The sequence below is a fragment of the Nocardia sp. NPDC087230 genome (genome assembly GCF_044744725.1).
In the GTDB taxonomy this organism is placed as follows: Bacteria; Actinomycetota; Actinomycetes; order Mycobacteriales; family Mycobacteriaceae; genus Nocardia; species Nocardia canadensis.
On record NZ_JBIUYV010000001.1, the window covers coordinates 485,150 to 500,583 of the forward strand.

Annotated in this window: 12 protein-coding genes; 6 read left to right on the top strand and 6 right to left on the bottom strand. The window is 70.4% G+C overall.

The window, feature by feature from the left end; genetic code table 11:
- Positions 1-6: 6 nt before the first annotated feature.
- Both ACIO52_RS02200 and ACIO52_RS02205 read right to left on the bottom strand, forming a co-directional pair.
- On the bottom strand, positions 7-1,287 hold the full coding sequence (locus ACIO52_RS02200) for a hypothetical protein (protein ID WP_402640855.1): 1,281 nt from the start codon (positions 1,285-1,287) through the stop codon (positions 7-9).
- Positions 1,287-2,054 carry a crotonase/enoyl-CoA hydratase family protein gene (locus ACIO52_RS02205; protein ID WP_218717113.1) on the bottom strand — a complete coding sequence of 256 codons (768 nt, stop codon included), beginning with the start codon at positions 2,052-2,054 and terminating at the stop codon, positions 1,287-1,289. Before ACIO52_RS02205 ends, ACIO52_RS02200 begins: the two co-directional genes overlap by 1 nt.
- A 63-nt stretch (positions 2,055-2,117) precedes the next feature.
- Between ACIO52_RS02205 and ACIO52_RS02210 the strand changes: the two genes are divergently transcribed.
- The 4 genes from ACIO52_RS02210 to ACIO52_RS02225 all read left to right on the top strand — a co-directional run bounded on the left by ACIO52_RS02210 (position 2,118) and on the right by ACIO52_RS02225 (position 5,804).
- On the top strand, positions 2,118-2,723 hold the full coding sequence (locus tag ACIO52_RS02210; RefSeq protein ID WP_218717112.1) for a TetR/AcrR family transcriptional regulator: 606 nt from the start codon (positions 2,118-2,120) through the stop codon (positions 2,721-2,723).
- 17 nt (positions 2,724-2,740) lie between these two features.
- Complete coding sequence (locus tag ACIO52_RS02215; protein ID WP_342801795.1) at positions 2,741-4,369, top strand: acyl-CoA dehydrogenase family protein; 1,629 nt, start codon at positions 2,741-2,743, stop codon at positions 4,367-4,369.
- Positions 4,370-4,486: 117 nt separating this feature from the next.
- Positions 4,487-5,140, top strand: coding sequence for a nucleoside/nucleotide kinase family protein (locus ACIO52_RS02220; RefSeq protein ID WP_402640858.1), 654 nt, complete (start codon positions 4,487-4,489; stop codon positions 5,138-5,140).
- An 82-nt stretch (positions 5,141-5,222) separates the two neighbouring features.
- Entirely contained in the window at positions 5,223-5,804 is a 582-nt protein-coding gene (locus ACIO52_RS02225) for a potassium channel family protein (RefSeq protein WP_316576108.1), read from the top strand.
- Here the strand turns inward: ACIO52_RS02225 and pgi are convergent.
- On the bottom strand, positions 5,773-7,413 hold the full coding sequence (gene pgi, locus ACIO52_RS02230) for a glucose-6-phosphate isomerase (RefSeq protein ID WP_316576107.1): 1,641 nt from the start codon (positions 7,411-7,413) through the stop codon (positions 5,773-5,775). The two genes, ACIO52_RS02225 and pgi, sit on opposite strands and share 32 nt — an antisense overlap.
- An 82-nt stretch (positions 7,414-7,495) precedes the next feature.
- Between pgi and ACIO52_RS02235 the strand changes: the two genes are divergently transcribed.
- Positions 7,496-8,953, top strand: coding sequence for an NAD-dependent succinate-semialdehyde dehydrogenase (locus tag ACIO52_RS02235; protein ID WP_402640861.1), 1,458 nt, complete (start codon positions 7,496-7,498; stop codon positions 8,951-8,953).
- An 89-nt stretch (positions 8,954-9,042) separates the two neighbouring features.
- Here ACIO52_RS02235 and ACIO52_RS02240 read toward each other — a convergent pair whose 3' ends face one another.
- Positions 9,043-9,336, bottom strand: coding sequence for a chorismate mutase (locus ACIO52_RS02240; protein ID WP_022566231.1), 294 nt, complete (start codon positions 9,334-9,336; stop codon positions 9,043-9,045).
- A gap of 299 nt (positions 9,337-9,635) precedes the next feature.
- Between ACIO52_RS02240 and pcrA the strand changes: the two genes are divergently transcribed.
- Positions 9,636-12,224: a DNA helicase PcrA gene (pcrA, locus tag ACIO52_RS02245; RefSeq protein ID WP_402640864.1), complete on the top strand. Its 2,589-nt coding sequence runs from the start codon at positions 9,636-9,638 to the stop codon at positions 12,222-12,224.
- Positions 12,225-12,478: 254 nt separating this feature from the next.
- Here pcrA and ACIO52_RS02250 read toward each other — a convergent pair whose 3' ends face one another.
- Both ACIO52_RS02250 and ACIO52_RS02255 read right to left on the bottom strand, forming a co-directional pair.
- Complete coding sequence (locus ACIO52_RS02250) at positions 12,479-13,858, bottom strand: DUF1731 domain-containing protein (protein ID WP_402640867.1); 1,380 nt, start codon at positions 13,856-13,858, stop codon at positions 12,479-12,481.
- 58 nt (positions 13,859-13,916) lie between these two features.
- A complete protein-coding gene (locus tag ACIO52_RS02255; RefSeq protein WP_402640870.1) occupies positions 13,917-14,960 on the bottom strand; it encodes a M23 family metallopeptidase in 1,044 nt (347 codons plus the stop codon).
- Positions 14,961-15,434 lie beyond the last annotated feature (474 nt).

The window sequence follows — 15,434 nt, forward strand, 5'->3', positions numbered from 1 at the left end:
TGCGGATCACCACGGCGCGGCGTCGAGTCCCGCTGTGGCGCAGGCGCGCGCTATCGCGGCATCGAGGGTTTCGCGGTCGCAGGCCAGGCTGACCAGGGCCAGCGTGTAGGTGTCGCCGAGCCGGGAGAAGTAGCCCGAGAGCCGGGTGCGGGGGAACTCGGTCAGGCCGGGGTGGATCGCCCGGGCCGCCACCCGGTCGCAGTGGTGCCCGCCGACGGTGCGCAGGACATCGGGCAGCGTTCCGATGTTGGAGCACAGGATGTCTCGCTCCCCGGCGCCCCTGCTGAGCGCGTGGGCCCAGCGGTCGGGGAGGACCTGGAGGATCTGCTCGGGCAGGCCCGCCGGGCTGGACATGCGGCGCAGGTAGGCGGTGCGGGCCTTGTCGCGGACGGTGGCGGGGGTGTCGGCGCGATCGATCGCGATCTCGGTCATGGCGAGGTCGTTATCGACGCGGGGTTCGTCGCGGGTGTCGACGGGCAGGCTCGCCGCGATCCGCGGGTGCTGGAAGCCGGTCTCCCACAGGATGTTCGCCACCAGGTGGATGAACAGGCTGTTGGGGGTCGCGCCGGTCGCGGCGGCGGTGGTGTCCCACTCGGCGGCGTCGAAGGTCAGCAGCGTGCTGTGGACCGTCCGGCCGAGCGATGATTCGGCGGCGACGGTGGCGGGAGGCGTGGGGATTCCCCGACGCAGGGCGCGTGTCGTGCCGTTGACGATGGTGGACCACTGCGCTCGGGCATCGCCCCAGTCCGATACCGCCGTACCCCGGCGCAGGACGGAAGGGGCGCTGGTCCCGGTCCGAGCCGGTGTGTGCAGGGCGTCGACGCGGGCCTCGGGTCGGTCGTCGACACCGAGGTCGCCGAGGGCGGCGGCGACAGCGTGGATGAGGCCGCGGGCGTCTGCCAGGGCGTGGGAACAGGTCAGGGCGACAACGGTTCCGGTGTCGTGCAGCGCCGCGCTGGACAGCCGCCAGCCGGGGCCGAATTCTGGGTCGAGGCCGGTACCGAGGGTGTCGGCCCAGGGCAGGACGGCGTCCTCGGACAGCGGGCCGGCGGTGTGGTCGAGCGGATGCGATCGAGTGTTCGGCCGCCAGCCGCGCCGTGCGCCGGGCACGCGCGCGCGGACCACCCGGCGGCCGAGGTCGCCGACCCGCAGTCGATCGTGGATCGCCCGCAGCAGGGTGGGTTCCATCGCCTCCGGAATACGCCACAGGCCCTGCAACGCGATGGGTGTGCCCATCCCGCGATGGGTGCGCAGGAAGATCTCGTCGACGACCGTGAGCCGGTCCACTACCGCTGGTCGGCGCTACCGTGGCGGCCCGCGCCCGCGGCGAAGCGGGCGGCGCCGTCGAGCGCGCCGCCGGTGAGCGCGGTCAGGCCGTGCTGGAACTCGATCCGCAGCGCCTCGTCCTCGGGGTGGCCGTGCTGCTCGTAGAGCGCGGCGCGATCCGAGCGCAGACAGGTCTGCGGAAGGGCGGCCAGTTGAGCGGCCAGTTCCTCGGCGACCCGGCGGGCGTCGCCGGTCGGGACGACGCGGGTGACCAGGCCCATCTGTAGTGCCTCGGGCGCGCTCACGGGTCGGCCGGTGAGGATCAGGTCCAGCGCCCGGCCCTCGCCGATGATCCGGGGCAATCGCACGGTGCCGCCGTCGATGAGCGGCACACCCCAGCGTCGGCAGAAGACGCCGAAGGTGGCGTCCTGCTCGGCGATCCGCAGATCGCACCACAGCGCCAGTTCCAGTCCGCCCGCCACGGCGTAGCCGGAGACCGCCGCGATCACCGGCTTGGACAGGCGCATCCGGGTCGGGCCCATCGGGCCGTCGCCCTCGACGGTGGCCTGGTTGCTGTTCTCGGTGCCCAGCGACTTGAGGTCGGCGCCCGCGCAGAAGGTGCCGTGCTCGCCCCACAGCACCGCCACCGAGGCGTTCGGGTCGGCGTCGAATGCCCGGAAGGCATCGGCCAGGGCGCGGGCGGTCGGGCCGTCGACGGCGTTGCGGGCCTGCGGTCGGTCCAGGATCACGGTGGTGACCGGGCCCGCGTGTTCGACACGTACTGACATCGTTCGACCATACGGCGGATCACCCCTTGTGTGAAGAGGTGAATCAGTGGTTCACTTCTTCGTATGGTGTACCGCAGGACCCCGGCCGTGCAGGCCCGGCTCGACGCGCAACGGGCGCTGATCGTGCAGGGCGCCACGCGCGTGCTCTCGCGCGACGGGTTCGCCGGACTGTCGATGGCCGCGGTCGCCGCGGAGGCGGGCATCGCCACCGGCACGGTCTACAAGCAGTTCGAGAACAAGGCCGAACTGGTCGCCGCGGTGTTCGAGACCGTGGTCGCCCGCGAGGTCGAGGCCGTGCGCGCCGCGGTCGCCCAGGGCGATGTCCTGCAGCGGGTGAGCGCGGCGGTGGAGACCTTCGCCGGGCGTGCGCTCAAGAACCCGAAGCTGGCCTACGTGCTGCTGGCCGAGCCGGTCGACGCGGCCGTCGACGCGCAGCGGCTGGAGTTCCGGCGCGCGTTCGCCGCCTCGTTCGAGGCCGCGATCGCGCACGGCGTCGCCGAGGGCCGCCTGCCCGCCCAGGACACCGCCCTCGGCGCGGCGGCGCTCGTCGGCGCGATCGGCGAGGTGCTGGTCGGTCCGCTGGCCGCCGCGCCGCACGCCGAGACCGTCATCCCCGAATTGGTTGCTTTCGCCGTGCGCGCCCTGGGTGCGCGCCCGGAAATGTCGTAGTCGAAGGAGTTCCGGCCATGCCGACCCATGAAGTGTTCAACCAGGTACCCCCGCTGGTCCCCTTCGACGCCGCGCGCAACCCCGCGCTGATCGAGGGCCTGCACCGGGAGGGCGCGGGCTGGGCCGAGGCCGAGGTGCGCGAACTCGGCAGGCTCGCCGGCGATGTCGCCGCACAGGACTGGGGCAGGCTCGCCAACGAGTACCCGCCGGTGCTGCACACGCACGACCGCTGGGGCCATCGCGTCGACGAGGTGGAGTTCCACCCGCACTGGCACGACCTGATGACCGTCGCCGTCTCGCACGGCCTGCACGGTTCGCCGTGGCTCGACGAGCGTCCCGGCGCGCACACCGCCCGCGCCGCCAAGTTCTACACCTGGGGCATCGCCGACGCCGGGCACATGTGTCCGATCTCGATGACCTACGCCGTGGTGCCCGCGCTGCGCCACAATCCCGAGCTGGCCGCGAAGTACGAGCCGCTGCTCGGTTCGCGCACCTACGATTTCGGCCTGCGCGAGCCGTCGACCAAGGCCGGGCTCATCGCGGGTATGTCGATGACGGAGAAGCAGGGCGGCTCGGACGTGCGGGCCAACACCACCACCGCCACCCCGCAGCCGGACGGTGCCTACCGGATCGTCGGGCACAAGTGGTTCACCTCCGCGCCGATGTCGGACATGTTCCTGACGCTGGCCCAGGCGCCGGGCGGGCTGTCGTGCTTCCTGCTGCCGCGGGTGCTGCCCGACGGCACCCGCAACCCGATCCGCATCCAGCGGCTCAAGGACAAGCTGGGCAACAAGTCCAACGCGTCTTCCGAGATCGAGTACGAGAACGCCACCGGCTGGCTCGTCGGCGCCGAGGGCGCGGGCGTGAAGACGATCATCGAGATGGTCAACATGACCCGGCTCGACTGCGTGATCGGCTCGGCCACCGGGATGCGGATGGGCGCCGTCGCCGCCGTGCAGCACGCCAGGCACCGGGAAGCGTTCGGCGCCAAGCTGATCGACCAGCCCGCCATGCGCAATGTGCTGGCCGATCTGGTGATCGAGTCCGATGCCGCGACCACGGTGATGATGCGCCTGGCCGGTGCCACCGACCGCGCGGGCAGCGACCCGGCCGAGGCCGCGCTGCGCCGGATCGCGCTGGCCATCACCAAGTACTGGGTGTGCAAGCGGGCGCCCGCGCACGCGGCCGAGGCGCTGGAATGCCTGGGCGGCAACGGCTATGCCGAGGAATCCGGCATGCCGCGGCTGTACCGGGAGGCGCCGCTCATGTCGATCTGGGAGGGGTCGGGCAATGTGGCCGCGCTGGACGCGTTGCGCGCCATGGGCCGTCAGCCCGAGACCGTCGAGGCGTACTTCGCCGAGGTCGGCCTCGCCCGCGGCGCCGACCCGCGCCTGGACGACGCGATCGACCGCGTCGGCAAGGAACTCGGCGACCTGTCCGACATCGAGTACCGGGCCCGCCGGGTCGTGGAACTGATGGCGCTGGTCCTGCAGGGCGCGCAGCTGGTGCGCCACGGTCACCCGGCCGTCGCCGACGCCTTCTGCGCGACCCGGCTCGGCGACGACTGGGGCATCGCCTTCGGCACGCTGCCGGTCGGGGTGGACACGGGCGCGATCATCGAACGGGCCTTCGTCGACGTGCGGTGACGACCGGGCGGTCGCCCCGGGCACCGGCCCGCGGCCAACGGCCTCGCCGCGAACTGCTCGACGCCGCCCACCTCCGGCGCACCGTCGCTAGGGTGAGGCGGTGACCTGGACGAGCGCATGCTGTCGGTGAGTGAGCTGGCTCGGCGGATTCCGGCGGGCGCGACCGGTGGGCGTTTCCTGCTCGGAATCGCCGGCCCGCCCGGTGCGGGCAAATCGACACTGGCCCAGCGGCTGTGCGCCGAGCTCGCCGGGTCGGGGCGACCAGCGGTGGTCGCGCCGATGGACGGCTACCACCTGCGCAACGAGGTGCTGCGGGCCCGCGGCGCGGTGGCCCGCAAGGGCGAACCCGACACCTTCGACGCGGCGGGCTTCGTCGCCGACCTGCGCTCGCTGCGGGCGGCCGCGATCGGGGAGCCGGTGCCGTGGCCGCTGTTCGACCGGGCGATCGACGAACCCACCGAGGGCGGGCTGATCGTGCGCGATGAGTGCATCGTCGTCGTCGAGGGCAACTACCTGCTGCTCACCGATGCCGAGGCGCCCGGCTGGGCGCCGGTCCGCGGGCTGCTCGACACCTGCTGGTATCTCGACGCGCCCCGCGCTGTCCTCACCGAGCGACTCCTGCGACGCCACACCCTCGGCGGCCGAACAGCGGCCGAGGCGAGCGCGAAGGTCACCGACAGCGATCTGCGCAACGCCGACCTCGTCGCCGCGAGCAAGCAGCGGGCCGACACGGTGTTGTCGGCGTGCGGCGACGGCTATCGGATCGGCTAGTTCACTCGACAGGGGCGGCTGTTCTCGGTCCGCGTCGGCGCGTGCGCCGCCGAACCGGCGATCGGCGGGCAATCATGGAGCGATGACGCGAGGTCTGCGAGTCGGTGTGCCCGGGCATGCGTTGCGCAACGGGGCCGCGGCGGTGTGCGCGCTGTTGCTCTACTACAGCGTGCCGTTGAGCGGCCCGTTCGAGCTCGACGCCTGGCCGGGCGAGGTGTTCGGGATCATCAGCTTCATCGCCGGTGTCATCGGACTGGCCTGGCTGGTCTGGCGGCGGATCCAGCACTTCCTGAACGCGCCGGACTCGGCGGGCGGGCGCGTCGACGGGGTGCTGCTCGTCGTGTGCATCGTGTGCGTGGTGTTCTCGCTGTTCTACTACCGGCTGCAACAACGCCAACCGGATCAGTTCGACGGCCTGGTCACCCGCACCGACGCGCTGTACTACACGATGTCCACCCTCGGCACCGTCGGCTACGGCGACGTCCACGCCGTCGGCCAGGTCGCCCGGATCGCGGCGATGGTGCAGATCGCGTTCGACCTGGTGGTGATCGGCACCCTGGCGACCATCGTGACGAGCAGTGTCACCCGCCGTCTCGCCGCGTTCCGCCCGCCACCCCCGGCGGTCACCGAGGTCAGCGACGATGGGCCCGATACCACCCGATGAGCTCGTCGGTCGACGAATCGCCCTGTGTCACCGGCTGCGCCGGCTCGCTGAGCAGCGGCATCAGCTCCAGCGCCTGCTGCTTGCCCAGCTCGACGCCCCACTGGTCGAAACTGTCGATGCCCCAGATCGTGCCCTCGACGAACACCTGATGCTCGTAGAGCGCGATCAGCTGACCCACCGTCGACGGCGTGAGCTCCGGCGCCAGGATCGTGGTGCTCGGCCGATTGCCCGGCATCACCTTGTGCGGCACCAGCTTCGGATCGGTGCCCTCGGCGGCGATCTCCTCGGCGGTCTTGCCGAAGGCCAGCACCTTGCTCTGCGCGAACAGGTTGCTCATCAGGATGTCGTGCATGCTGCCGGTGCCGTCGCGGGTCGGCAGGTCGTCGGTGGACCGCGCGAAGCCGAGGAAGTCGGCCGGGATCAGCCGGGTGCCCTGGTGCAGCAGCTGGTAGAAGGCGTGCTGGCCGTTGGTTCCCGGCTCGCCCCAGAAGATCTCGCCGGTCGAGGTGGTCACCGGGGTGCCGTCGGCGCGCACCGACTTGCCGTTGGACTCCATCGTCAGCTGTTGCAGATACGCCGGGAAGCGGGCCAGATCGTTCGAATACGGCAGGACCGCCCGCGATTCCGCGCCGAAGAAGTTCGTGTACCAGACCCCGAGCATGGCCAGCAGGACCGGCCCGTTCTGCTCCAGCGGCGCCGTCGCGAAATGCCGGTCCACGGCGTGCATTCCGCTCAGGAACTCGGCGAACTGCTCCTTGCCGATGGTCACCATCACCGACAGGCCGATGGCGGAGTCGACCGAATAGCGGCCGCCGACCCAGTCCCAGAAGCCGAACATGTGCGCGGGGTCGATGCCGAAGGCGGCCACCCGCTCCGCGTTGGTCGACACCGCGACGAAGTGCTTGGCGACGGCGTCCTCGCCGAGCGCGCCGACGAGCCAGCGCCGGGCGGCGGTCGCGTTGGTCAGGGTCTCGAGCGTGGAGAAGGTCTTGGAGGCGACGATGAACAGGGTGGTCGCCGGGTCGAGTCCGGTGAGCTTGGCCACCAGATCGCACGGGTCGACATTCGAGACGAACCTGGCCTCGATGCCGGGATCGGTGTAGTGGCGCAGCGCGCGATGGACCATGTCGGGTCCGAGATCCGAGCCGCCGATGCCGATGTTCACCACCGCGGTGATGCGCTCGCCGGTCGCGCCGCGCCAGTCGCCCGAACGCACCGAATCGGCGAATTCGCCCATCCGGCGCAGCACGTCGTGCACCTCGGCGTCGGCGTCGGTGCCGTCGATATCGAGCTGATCGCCGGCGGGCAGACGCAGGGCGATGTGCCCGACCGCACGGTCCTCCGAGGTGTTGATGTGGGCGCCGGAATACATCGCGTCGCGCCGCTCGGGCACGCCCGCGGTGCGGGCGAGATCGACCAGAAGGGAGAGAGTTTCGCGCGTCACGCGATGCTTGCTGTAGTCGATGTGCAGGTCGGCCACCTGCACGGTCAGGTCTTTGCCGCGCGCCGGATCGTCGGCGAACAGTTTGCGCAGGTGTAGGGGTGCGACGCTGCGGTGGTTGTCCGACAGTGCCTGCCAAGCCGCCGACGCGGTGATGTCGCTGCTCACGTCAGCCGACATTACAGCGTTCGATGAAGTCCGGCGCCGCAGTTCGATGTGCGCCGAGGGCCCGCCGCCTACGCTGGCTCCCATGGTGTCCGAACGTGACGTACTCGAATTCGTACCGAAGGGTTTGTGGATCGGCTCCGGGCCGGTCGAGGCGACGGGCGGTGGCACCTTCGCGGTGCGCAATCCCGCCGACGGCTCGGTGATCGCGCAGGTCGCCGATGCCACCCCGGACGACGCGATGCGCGCGCTGGACGCCGCTGTCGCGGCGTCGCAGGCGTGGGCGGCGACCCCGTCGCGCGAGCGGGGCGAGATCCTGCGCGCGGTGTTCGAACAGCTGACGGCGCGGGCCGAGGAGTTCGCGCTGCTGATGACGCTCGAGATGGGCAAGGCCCTGGCCGAGAGCCGCAACGAGGTGCGCTACGGCGCCGAGTTCTTCCGCTGGTTCAGCGAGGAGGCGGTGCGGGTGCACGGCCGCTACCTGCACGCGCCGTCGGGGACCGGGCGGATCATGGTGGCCAAGCAACCGGTCGGTCCGTGTCTGGCGATCACGCCGTGGAACTTCCCGCTCGCCATGGGCACCCGCAAGATCGGGCCCGCCCTGGCCGCCGGCTGCACGATGATCGTCAAGCCCGCCTCGGCGACGCCGCTGACCATGCTGGCGCTGGCCAAGCTGTGCAGCGAGGCCGGGCTGCCCGACGGGGTGCTGTCGGTGGTCACGACCCAGCGTTCCGGGGCCGTCACCGGCCCGCTGATCGACGATCCGCGGCTGCGCAAGCTCACCTTCACCGGGTCGACCGAAGTCGGTAAGAAGCTCGTCTCGGCGTCGGCGAACCGCCTGCTGCGCACCTCGATGGAACTGGGCGGCAACGCGCCGTTCGTCGTGTTCGACGACGCCGACATCGACGCCGCGGTGGCCGGCGCGATGCAGGCGAAACTGCGCAACGGCGGCGAGGCGTGCACCGCGGCCAACCGCTTCCACGTCCAGCGCGGGGTGGTCGCCGAGTTCACCGAGAAACTGGTCGCGGCGATGACCGACACCGTGGTGCTCGGGCCAGGCACCGATCCGGCCAGCACCCTCGGTCCGCTGGTCAGCGAGGAGCAGCGCGAGATCGTCGCGGAGCTGGTCGACGACGCCGTCGACCAGGGCGCGCAGTTGCTGCTGGGTGGCAAGGCCCCCGGCGGGGCGGGCTGGTTCTACCCGGCCACCGTCCTGGGTGAGGTGCCCGCGACGGCGCGCATCCTGCGCGAGGAGGTGTTCGGGCCGGTCGCTCCGATCGTCGCGTTCGATACCGAGGACGAGGGCATCGCCGCCGCCAACGACACCGAATACGGCCTGGTCAGCTACGTGTACACGCGGGACCTGGACCGGGCGCTGCGCGTCTCGGAGGCGCTGGAGACGGGCATGGTCGGCGTCAATCGCGGCGTCATCTCCGACCCGGCCGCCCCGTTCGGCGGCGTCAAGGAATCGGGCTTCGGGCGCGAGGGCGGCATCGAGGGCATCGAGGAATACCTGAACACGAAGTACATCGCCCTGACCTGAGACACGAAACCGCCCCGGGGATGGTGTCGCACCCGGGGCGGCTTTGTGGAAGCGGCGAACTGGTGGTCCGCCGCGTGGCTGTGTGGGGCCTAGCGGCCGAGGCGCCCTCGGCCGAGGCGGAGCAGGAGCATGGCGAGGGTGTGCCCCTCCTGACCGAGCTCGCTGAAGCGCTCGAGCACCTTCATCTCACGGCTGTGGACCAGGCGCGGACCCCCGGAGGCCATCCGGGTGCGGCCGATGATCCGCGAGATCTCGCTCCGACGTTTGATCGCGGCGAGGATCGTGGCGTCGAGCTGGTCGATCTCGAGGCGGAGCTTCTCGATCTCCGCCTCGGATTGCGGCAGAGCCGAATCGGACCCGGTGGTCGTAGCAGGGGTGCTCATCATTCATCTCCTCGTGTCAGAACTTGGATCGGACTGGCCGCGCGGCCTGTTACCCGATCTGTTCCTTCACCCTGAAACTTTCCCGATGGGCGGTACGTGATCCCCCCGGGAGTGCGCAAAAAGCCACACTCACCGCCACGATATCGGATCGTTTGCCGATCCGGGCATGCGGAGAAGCACTGGCCATGAGGCCCAGTGTGCCACGGGCCCCCAGTCATGCAAAACAGTTGTGTTTGTGAATCTGCTGAGAAGCCTGCGGTTCGCCGCCTGTCGGTGCCCGCCGGTAGCGTGGACAGACGATGGATATCACGGTCGCTCCCCACGCCTCAGCCGCCGATCCCAGTGAACCCGCTTCCGCGCCCGCGGAGCTATCGCGCCGGGACGGTGGTGGTTCCGGCGCGTCCGGTGGCGGGCTGGCCGAGGCGGCGGCGCGGCACAGCGCCGAGCAGGAACAGCGCCGCAGGGAACGCGAGCAGCGCCGGGTCGAGGAGACCGAACGCCTGCTCGACGGACTGAATCCGCAGCAGCGCGCGGCCGTGGTGCACGCGGGCTCACCGCTGCTGATCGTCGCGGGTGCAGGCTCGGGCAAGACCGCGGTGCTCACCCGGCGCATCGCCTACCTGCTGGCCGCGCGTGGCGTGCACACCGGGCAGATCCTGGCGATCACCTTCACCAACAAGGCCGCCGCCGAGATGCGTGAGCGGGTCGCCGGGCTGGTCGGCCCGCGCGCGGCCAGCATGTGGGTCTCGACGTTCCATTCCAGCTGTGTGCGGATTCTGCGGATGCAGGCGGCCCTGCTGCCGGGTCTGAATTCGAATTTCTCCATCTACGACGCCGACGATTCACGCCGTTTGCTGACGATGATCAGCCGCGATTTCGACATCGACACGAAGAAGTATTCGGCGCGGTTGCTGGCGACCGCAATTTCCAACTTGAAGAACGAACTGATCGGCCCCGAGCAGGCCGCCGCCGACGCCGAGGCCGACGACACCGAGCTGCCCGCGCTGGTCGCCCGGGTCTATGCCGAGTACCAGAAGCGGCTGCGCGCGGCCAACGCCATGGACTTCGACGACCTGATCGGCGAGACGGTCGCGCTGCTGCAGAACCACCCGCAGGTCGCCGAGTACTACCGGCGCCGCTTCCGGCACGTCCTCGTCGACGAGTACCAGGACACCAACCACGCGCAATACGTGCTGGTGCGCGAACTCGTCGGCCACCACAGCCCGCAGACCGACGAGGAAGCGGGCGTCGAGCCGAGCGAGTTGTGCGTGGTGGGCGACGCCGACCAGTCCATCTACGCCTTCCGCGGCGCGACGATCCGCAACATCGAGGAATTCGAGCGCGATTTCCCGGACGCGGAAACCATTCTGCTGGAACAGAACTACCGCTCCACCCAGCACATCCTCTCCGCCGCCAACGCGGTGATCTCGCGTAACGAGGGCAGGCGCGAGAAGAAGCTGTGGACCGACTCCGGCGAGGGCGAGCTGATCACCGGCTACGTCGCCGACAACGAGCACGACGAGGCGGCGTTCGTCGCCAAGGAGATCGACAAGCTGGTCGACGCGGGCGAGGCGAACTACGGCGACGTCGCGGTCTTCTACCGCACCAACAACAATTCGCGGGCGCTGGAGGAGATCTTCATCCGGATGGGCCTGCCGTACAAGGTGGTCGGCGGCGTCCGGTTCTACGAGCGCAAGGAAGTCCGTGATGTGGTGGCCTACCTGCGCGTCCTGGAGAACCCCGACGACGCGGTGAGCCTGCGCCGCATCCTCAACACCCCGCGCCGCGGCATCGGCGATCGCGCCGAGGCGTGCGTGGCGGTGCACGCCGAACAGCGCGACATCGGCTTCGCCGCCGCGCTGCGCGACGCCGCCGACGGCAAGGTCGCGCTGCTGAACACCAGGGCGGTGCGGGCCATCGCCGGCTTCCTCGACCTGCTCGACGAGATCCGCGCCGCCGGAAAGCGCGCCGACAGCGAGTATCCCGACGTGGGCAATGTCGTCGACGCGGTGCTCGACCGCACCGGCTACCGGGCCGAACTGGAAGCCTCCGACGATCCGCAGGACGGCGCGCGCCTGGACAACCTCAACGAACTGGTCAGCGTGGCCCGCGAATTCAGTTCCGAGGCGTTCAACAACGCCGAGGCCGCGCGCGAGGAAGGGCTGTTGCCGGAGGTGGGCGACGGCGAACCCGAACCCGGCTCGCTGGCGGCGTTCCTCGAGCGCGTGTCGCTGGTGGCCGACACCGACCAGATCCCCGACGAGGGGTCCGGCGTGGTCACCATGATGACGCTGCACACCGCGAAGGGCCTGGAGTTCCCGGTGGTCTTCGTGACCGGCTGGGAGGACGGCCAGTTCCCGCACATGCGCGCGCTGGGCGACCCGACCGAGCTGGCCGAGGAGCGCAGGCTCGCCTACGTCGGCATCACCAGGGCACGACAGCGCCTGTACTTGTCCCGCGCCGTCGTGCGCTCGGGCTGGGGCCAGCCGGTGTCGAACCCGGAATCGCGCTTCCTGCAGGAGATCCCGCAGCACCTGCTGGACTGGCGTCGGCTGGAGCCGGTGGTTTCGCCGGTGCAGCGCGGCCGCAGGCGCGAGGAGGGCGGCTTCGAACGCGACTGGACCAGGGGCGACGGCTGGGATCAGCGTCCGGGTGTGCGCGGCGGAACCGGCCAGCGCAGGCCCGCCCCCGGTGGTGGCGCGGTCAAGCGGAACAACACCGATCTCGTACTCGCCGTGGGTGATCGGGTCAGCGACGACAAGTACGGCCTGGGCCGCGTGGTCGCCGCCGACGGCGTCGGCCCGCTGGCGACGGTCACCATCGACTTCGGCACGGCCGGGAAGATCCGGCTGATCCCTCAGTTCAGCCGGACCATCGTGAAGCTCTAGCTGTGTATTTGGAGCGCTGGTGCGCTCGAGTCGGCGGCCCCTTGGGTCCCGCCGGTCAGGCGCCGTGGCTTGCTCCTTCGTCGCGTGCGCCACGGCGCCTGACCGGCGGGACGGCCGCCGACGGCCGACTGTGTCGGCCTGCCCTTCCTAGGGGTCGGGCGTGGTGGTTGGGTTTGTTGGAGCGCTGGTGCGCTCGTGTGGGCGGCTTCTTGTGTGCCGGCGTGCGCTCCCCAGGGGTCGGGGGTGGGTGGGGCTCAGTGCGGGAGTAGGTCGGTCAGGGCCTCGTCGAGGGTGGGGTAGCGGAACTGGAAGCCTGCCTTGCGCAGGACTTCCGAGGTGGCGTGGCGGCCGGTGAGGCCCAGCGCCGGGTCGGTGCGCAGCACGACCGCGCCGACCTTCAGGATCGCCGCCGGGGTCGGGGGTGACGGTGGGCGGTGCAGCAGGCGGCGCAGCGTCGCCATGAGTTCGGCGTTGCGGACCGGGAATTCGGTGGCGGCGACGAGGATGCCGTCGGGGAGGGTGAGGTCGGGATCGAGGCCGAGGCCGGCGCGGACCACGGCCAGCCAGTCCTCGATATGGATCCAGCTGAACCACTGGTCACCGGGGCCGACGCGGCCACCGAGCCCGGCTTTGGTGAGCTGGGTGAGGCGTTTGAGCGCGGGGGCGTCGGGGTCGAGCACGATGGAGGTGCGCAGGATCGTCCAGTGCGCGGCGCGGGCCGGATCGAACGCCTCCTCCCACGGCTGGGCCACGCCGGTCATCTGCGGCAGGCCGACGGGCAGGGGAGTGGTCTCGGTGCACCGGGTTTCGCCCGCGTCCGACCAGATCGCGGTGGTGCTGGCCTGCACCCAGTAGTCGACGGGCGTCTCTCGCAGGCCGGCGGCGGCGACCAGGGCCGCGGTGGAATCGACTCGGCTGGTGCGCAGTTCGGCGATATTGCGTTCGGTGGGCCGGCAGTCGACCAGCTTGCCCGCCAGATTGATCACCGCGAGCTTGCCCGGCTCGCGCAGTTCGGCCGCCCAGGCGCCGATCGAGCGGCCGTCCCATTCGGTCTGCCGGAACGGCAGGGCCGGGTTGCGCTTGCGGGTCAGCAGGGTGACGCGCTGACCGCGACAGGTGAGGTCGGCGGCGACCTGGGTGCCGAGCGCCCCGGTGCCACCCGCGATGACCACGGTGAGCGCGTCGGCGGCGGGCACGAGCCCGGCCAGCCGGGCCAGCCGCGAGAAGTTCACGCGCGCATCGGTTTCGATGAAGGGCCGCACCACCGCGCGGGCCGCCGCGGCGGACGGCCCGGTGAACCGCAGTTCCTGGGTGATCTCGGTGCCGCCGTCGCGCGGGGTGAGCCGCCAGGTGAGATGCATGGTCCCGGCGGGCTCGGGCTGCTCGATGCTCAGTTCGCGATTCGGTACCACGGCGGTGACGGTGAACGGGCCGCCGAATCGCCCGTGTACGCGCGCGGCGGTCTGGCTGTTGGGCAGGTAGTCACCGGTGGCGCCGACGGCGACCGGCCCGTGCATCCGCACCGACCGCACGCCCGGATTCCACTCCGGCCACTGCTCGAGATCCCCCAGAACACTCCACACGGATTCCGGTGGGAGGGCGAGGAACTGCGTGTACTTCGTCGTACCAGCCATGACTGGCACGCTAATCGGGTGTAGCGGCACTGGGAAGGGTGCCGCTGGTCACCTCACCTCAATCGCGCTGGGCGCCCAGGCTGATGCCGCGGGTGGCCAGCCACGGAACCGGGTCGATCTTGTCGGTGCCGTTGAGCCACACCTCGAAATGGCAGTGCGGGCCGGTGGAGAAGCCGCGATTGCCCATGGTGGCGATCTGGTCGCCGGCGAGGACGCGCTGGCCCTGGGAGACGGTCGCGGTGTCGATGTGGCCGTAGATGGTGACGGTGCCGTCGTCGTGCAGAACGCGCACCCACATGCCGAAGCCGGAGGCCGGACCCGCTTCGATGACGGTGCCGTCGGCGACCGAGTAGATCGGGGTGCCGATCGGACCGGCGACGTCGATGCCGAGGTGCTGCACACCCCAGCGGGCGCCGAAACCGGAGGTGTAGTTGCCCGAGGTGAACTTCGCGAACAGCGGACGCAGCTTGGCCGATTCCTGCGCGGCGAGGTCTTCGGCGAACTTCTGGCCCTTGGCGAGGATGTCGTCGAAGTGGCTCTTGTCGGCGATGGCGGAGGCTTCGAGTACCGAAGCGCCGGTGCTGTTCTCGTCGATGTCGGCGGTGCTCATCGACTGGGCGGCGATCTCGTGGATCTGGCCCGCGGCCTCGTAGTCGACGCCGTGCGCGGGCTGGCCCGGATCGGCCATCGCGGCCTGCCCGGCGGCGACGACAGCACCGGCGGCGACGGCGATGACCGCGGCGCGGCCCTTCAGCGCGGCGGGGGGAGCGGGCACGCGGTGCGCGCCACCACGACGTTCGGCGCGGCGCGGTGCGGGCTCCGCGGTCTCGGCGGCGCGGGTGGGTTCCCACGAGGTGGCGTAGGCGCCGGAGTCATAGGTGTCGGACTCGTCCGCGGTCCACTCGTCCTCGGCGGGCGTCCACGCGCTGTCGGCGTTCCAGGCGTTCTGGTCCTGCCAGGTGTTCTGCTGCGGCCAGGCGGTTTCGGGCGCAGCGGCGGGCGCGCGACGGCCCTGCGGATGCGAGGTGTACTCGTCGGTGTACCGGTAACGATGACCGGAGTTGGTGCGATTTTCGACTGTGAAGGTGGAGCGGTGGTTCATCGGCTGCGCCGAATCGCCGACGGCTGTTCCAAGCGAGTGCTGACGTGCCTCAAGCTTGTCGTCCTCCTCAGTCCTGACTTGCCAGTCGTGACCTGGTTGTCGTGACCTGGTTGTGACTTCGACCGCATTGACGGTAACGAAGCGATTGCAGAGTGGCAAGCGCTGGTCGAAAACCTAGCGTAGTGTGTGAGATTCGTCACCGTAACGCGGCGGAATATCTCACTGTTTTCCGGCGTCTCGGGTGAGGTTCGTCGACGACATAACGTAGTAGATCGTGAGGGGTCGCGGCTTTACGTGTCCCGACCTGCCACGGTGCCGGAAAAACCCGAAAAACTACTCGCCAGTAGCCTTGGCCAGCGGTTTTGCCGACCTCCCGTAACACGTCGTGACCTGCGCCACTTAGGATGAATGTGGCCGTTTGGCCCTCCATGTGACTGGTTAGAGTCCGACCCGACCCGCTACCGACGTCGGGCC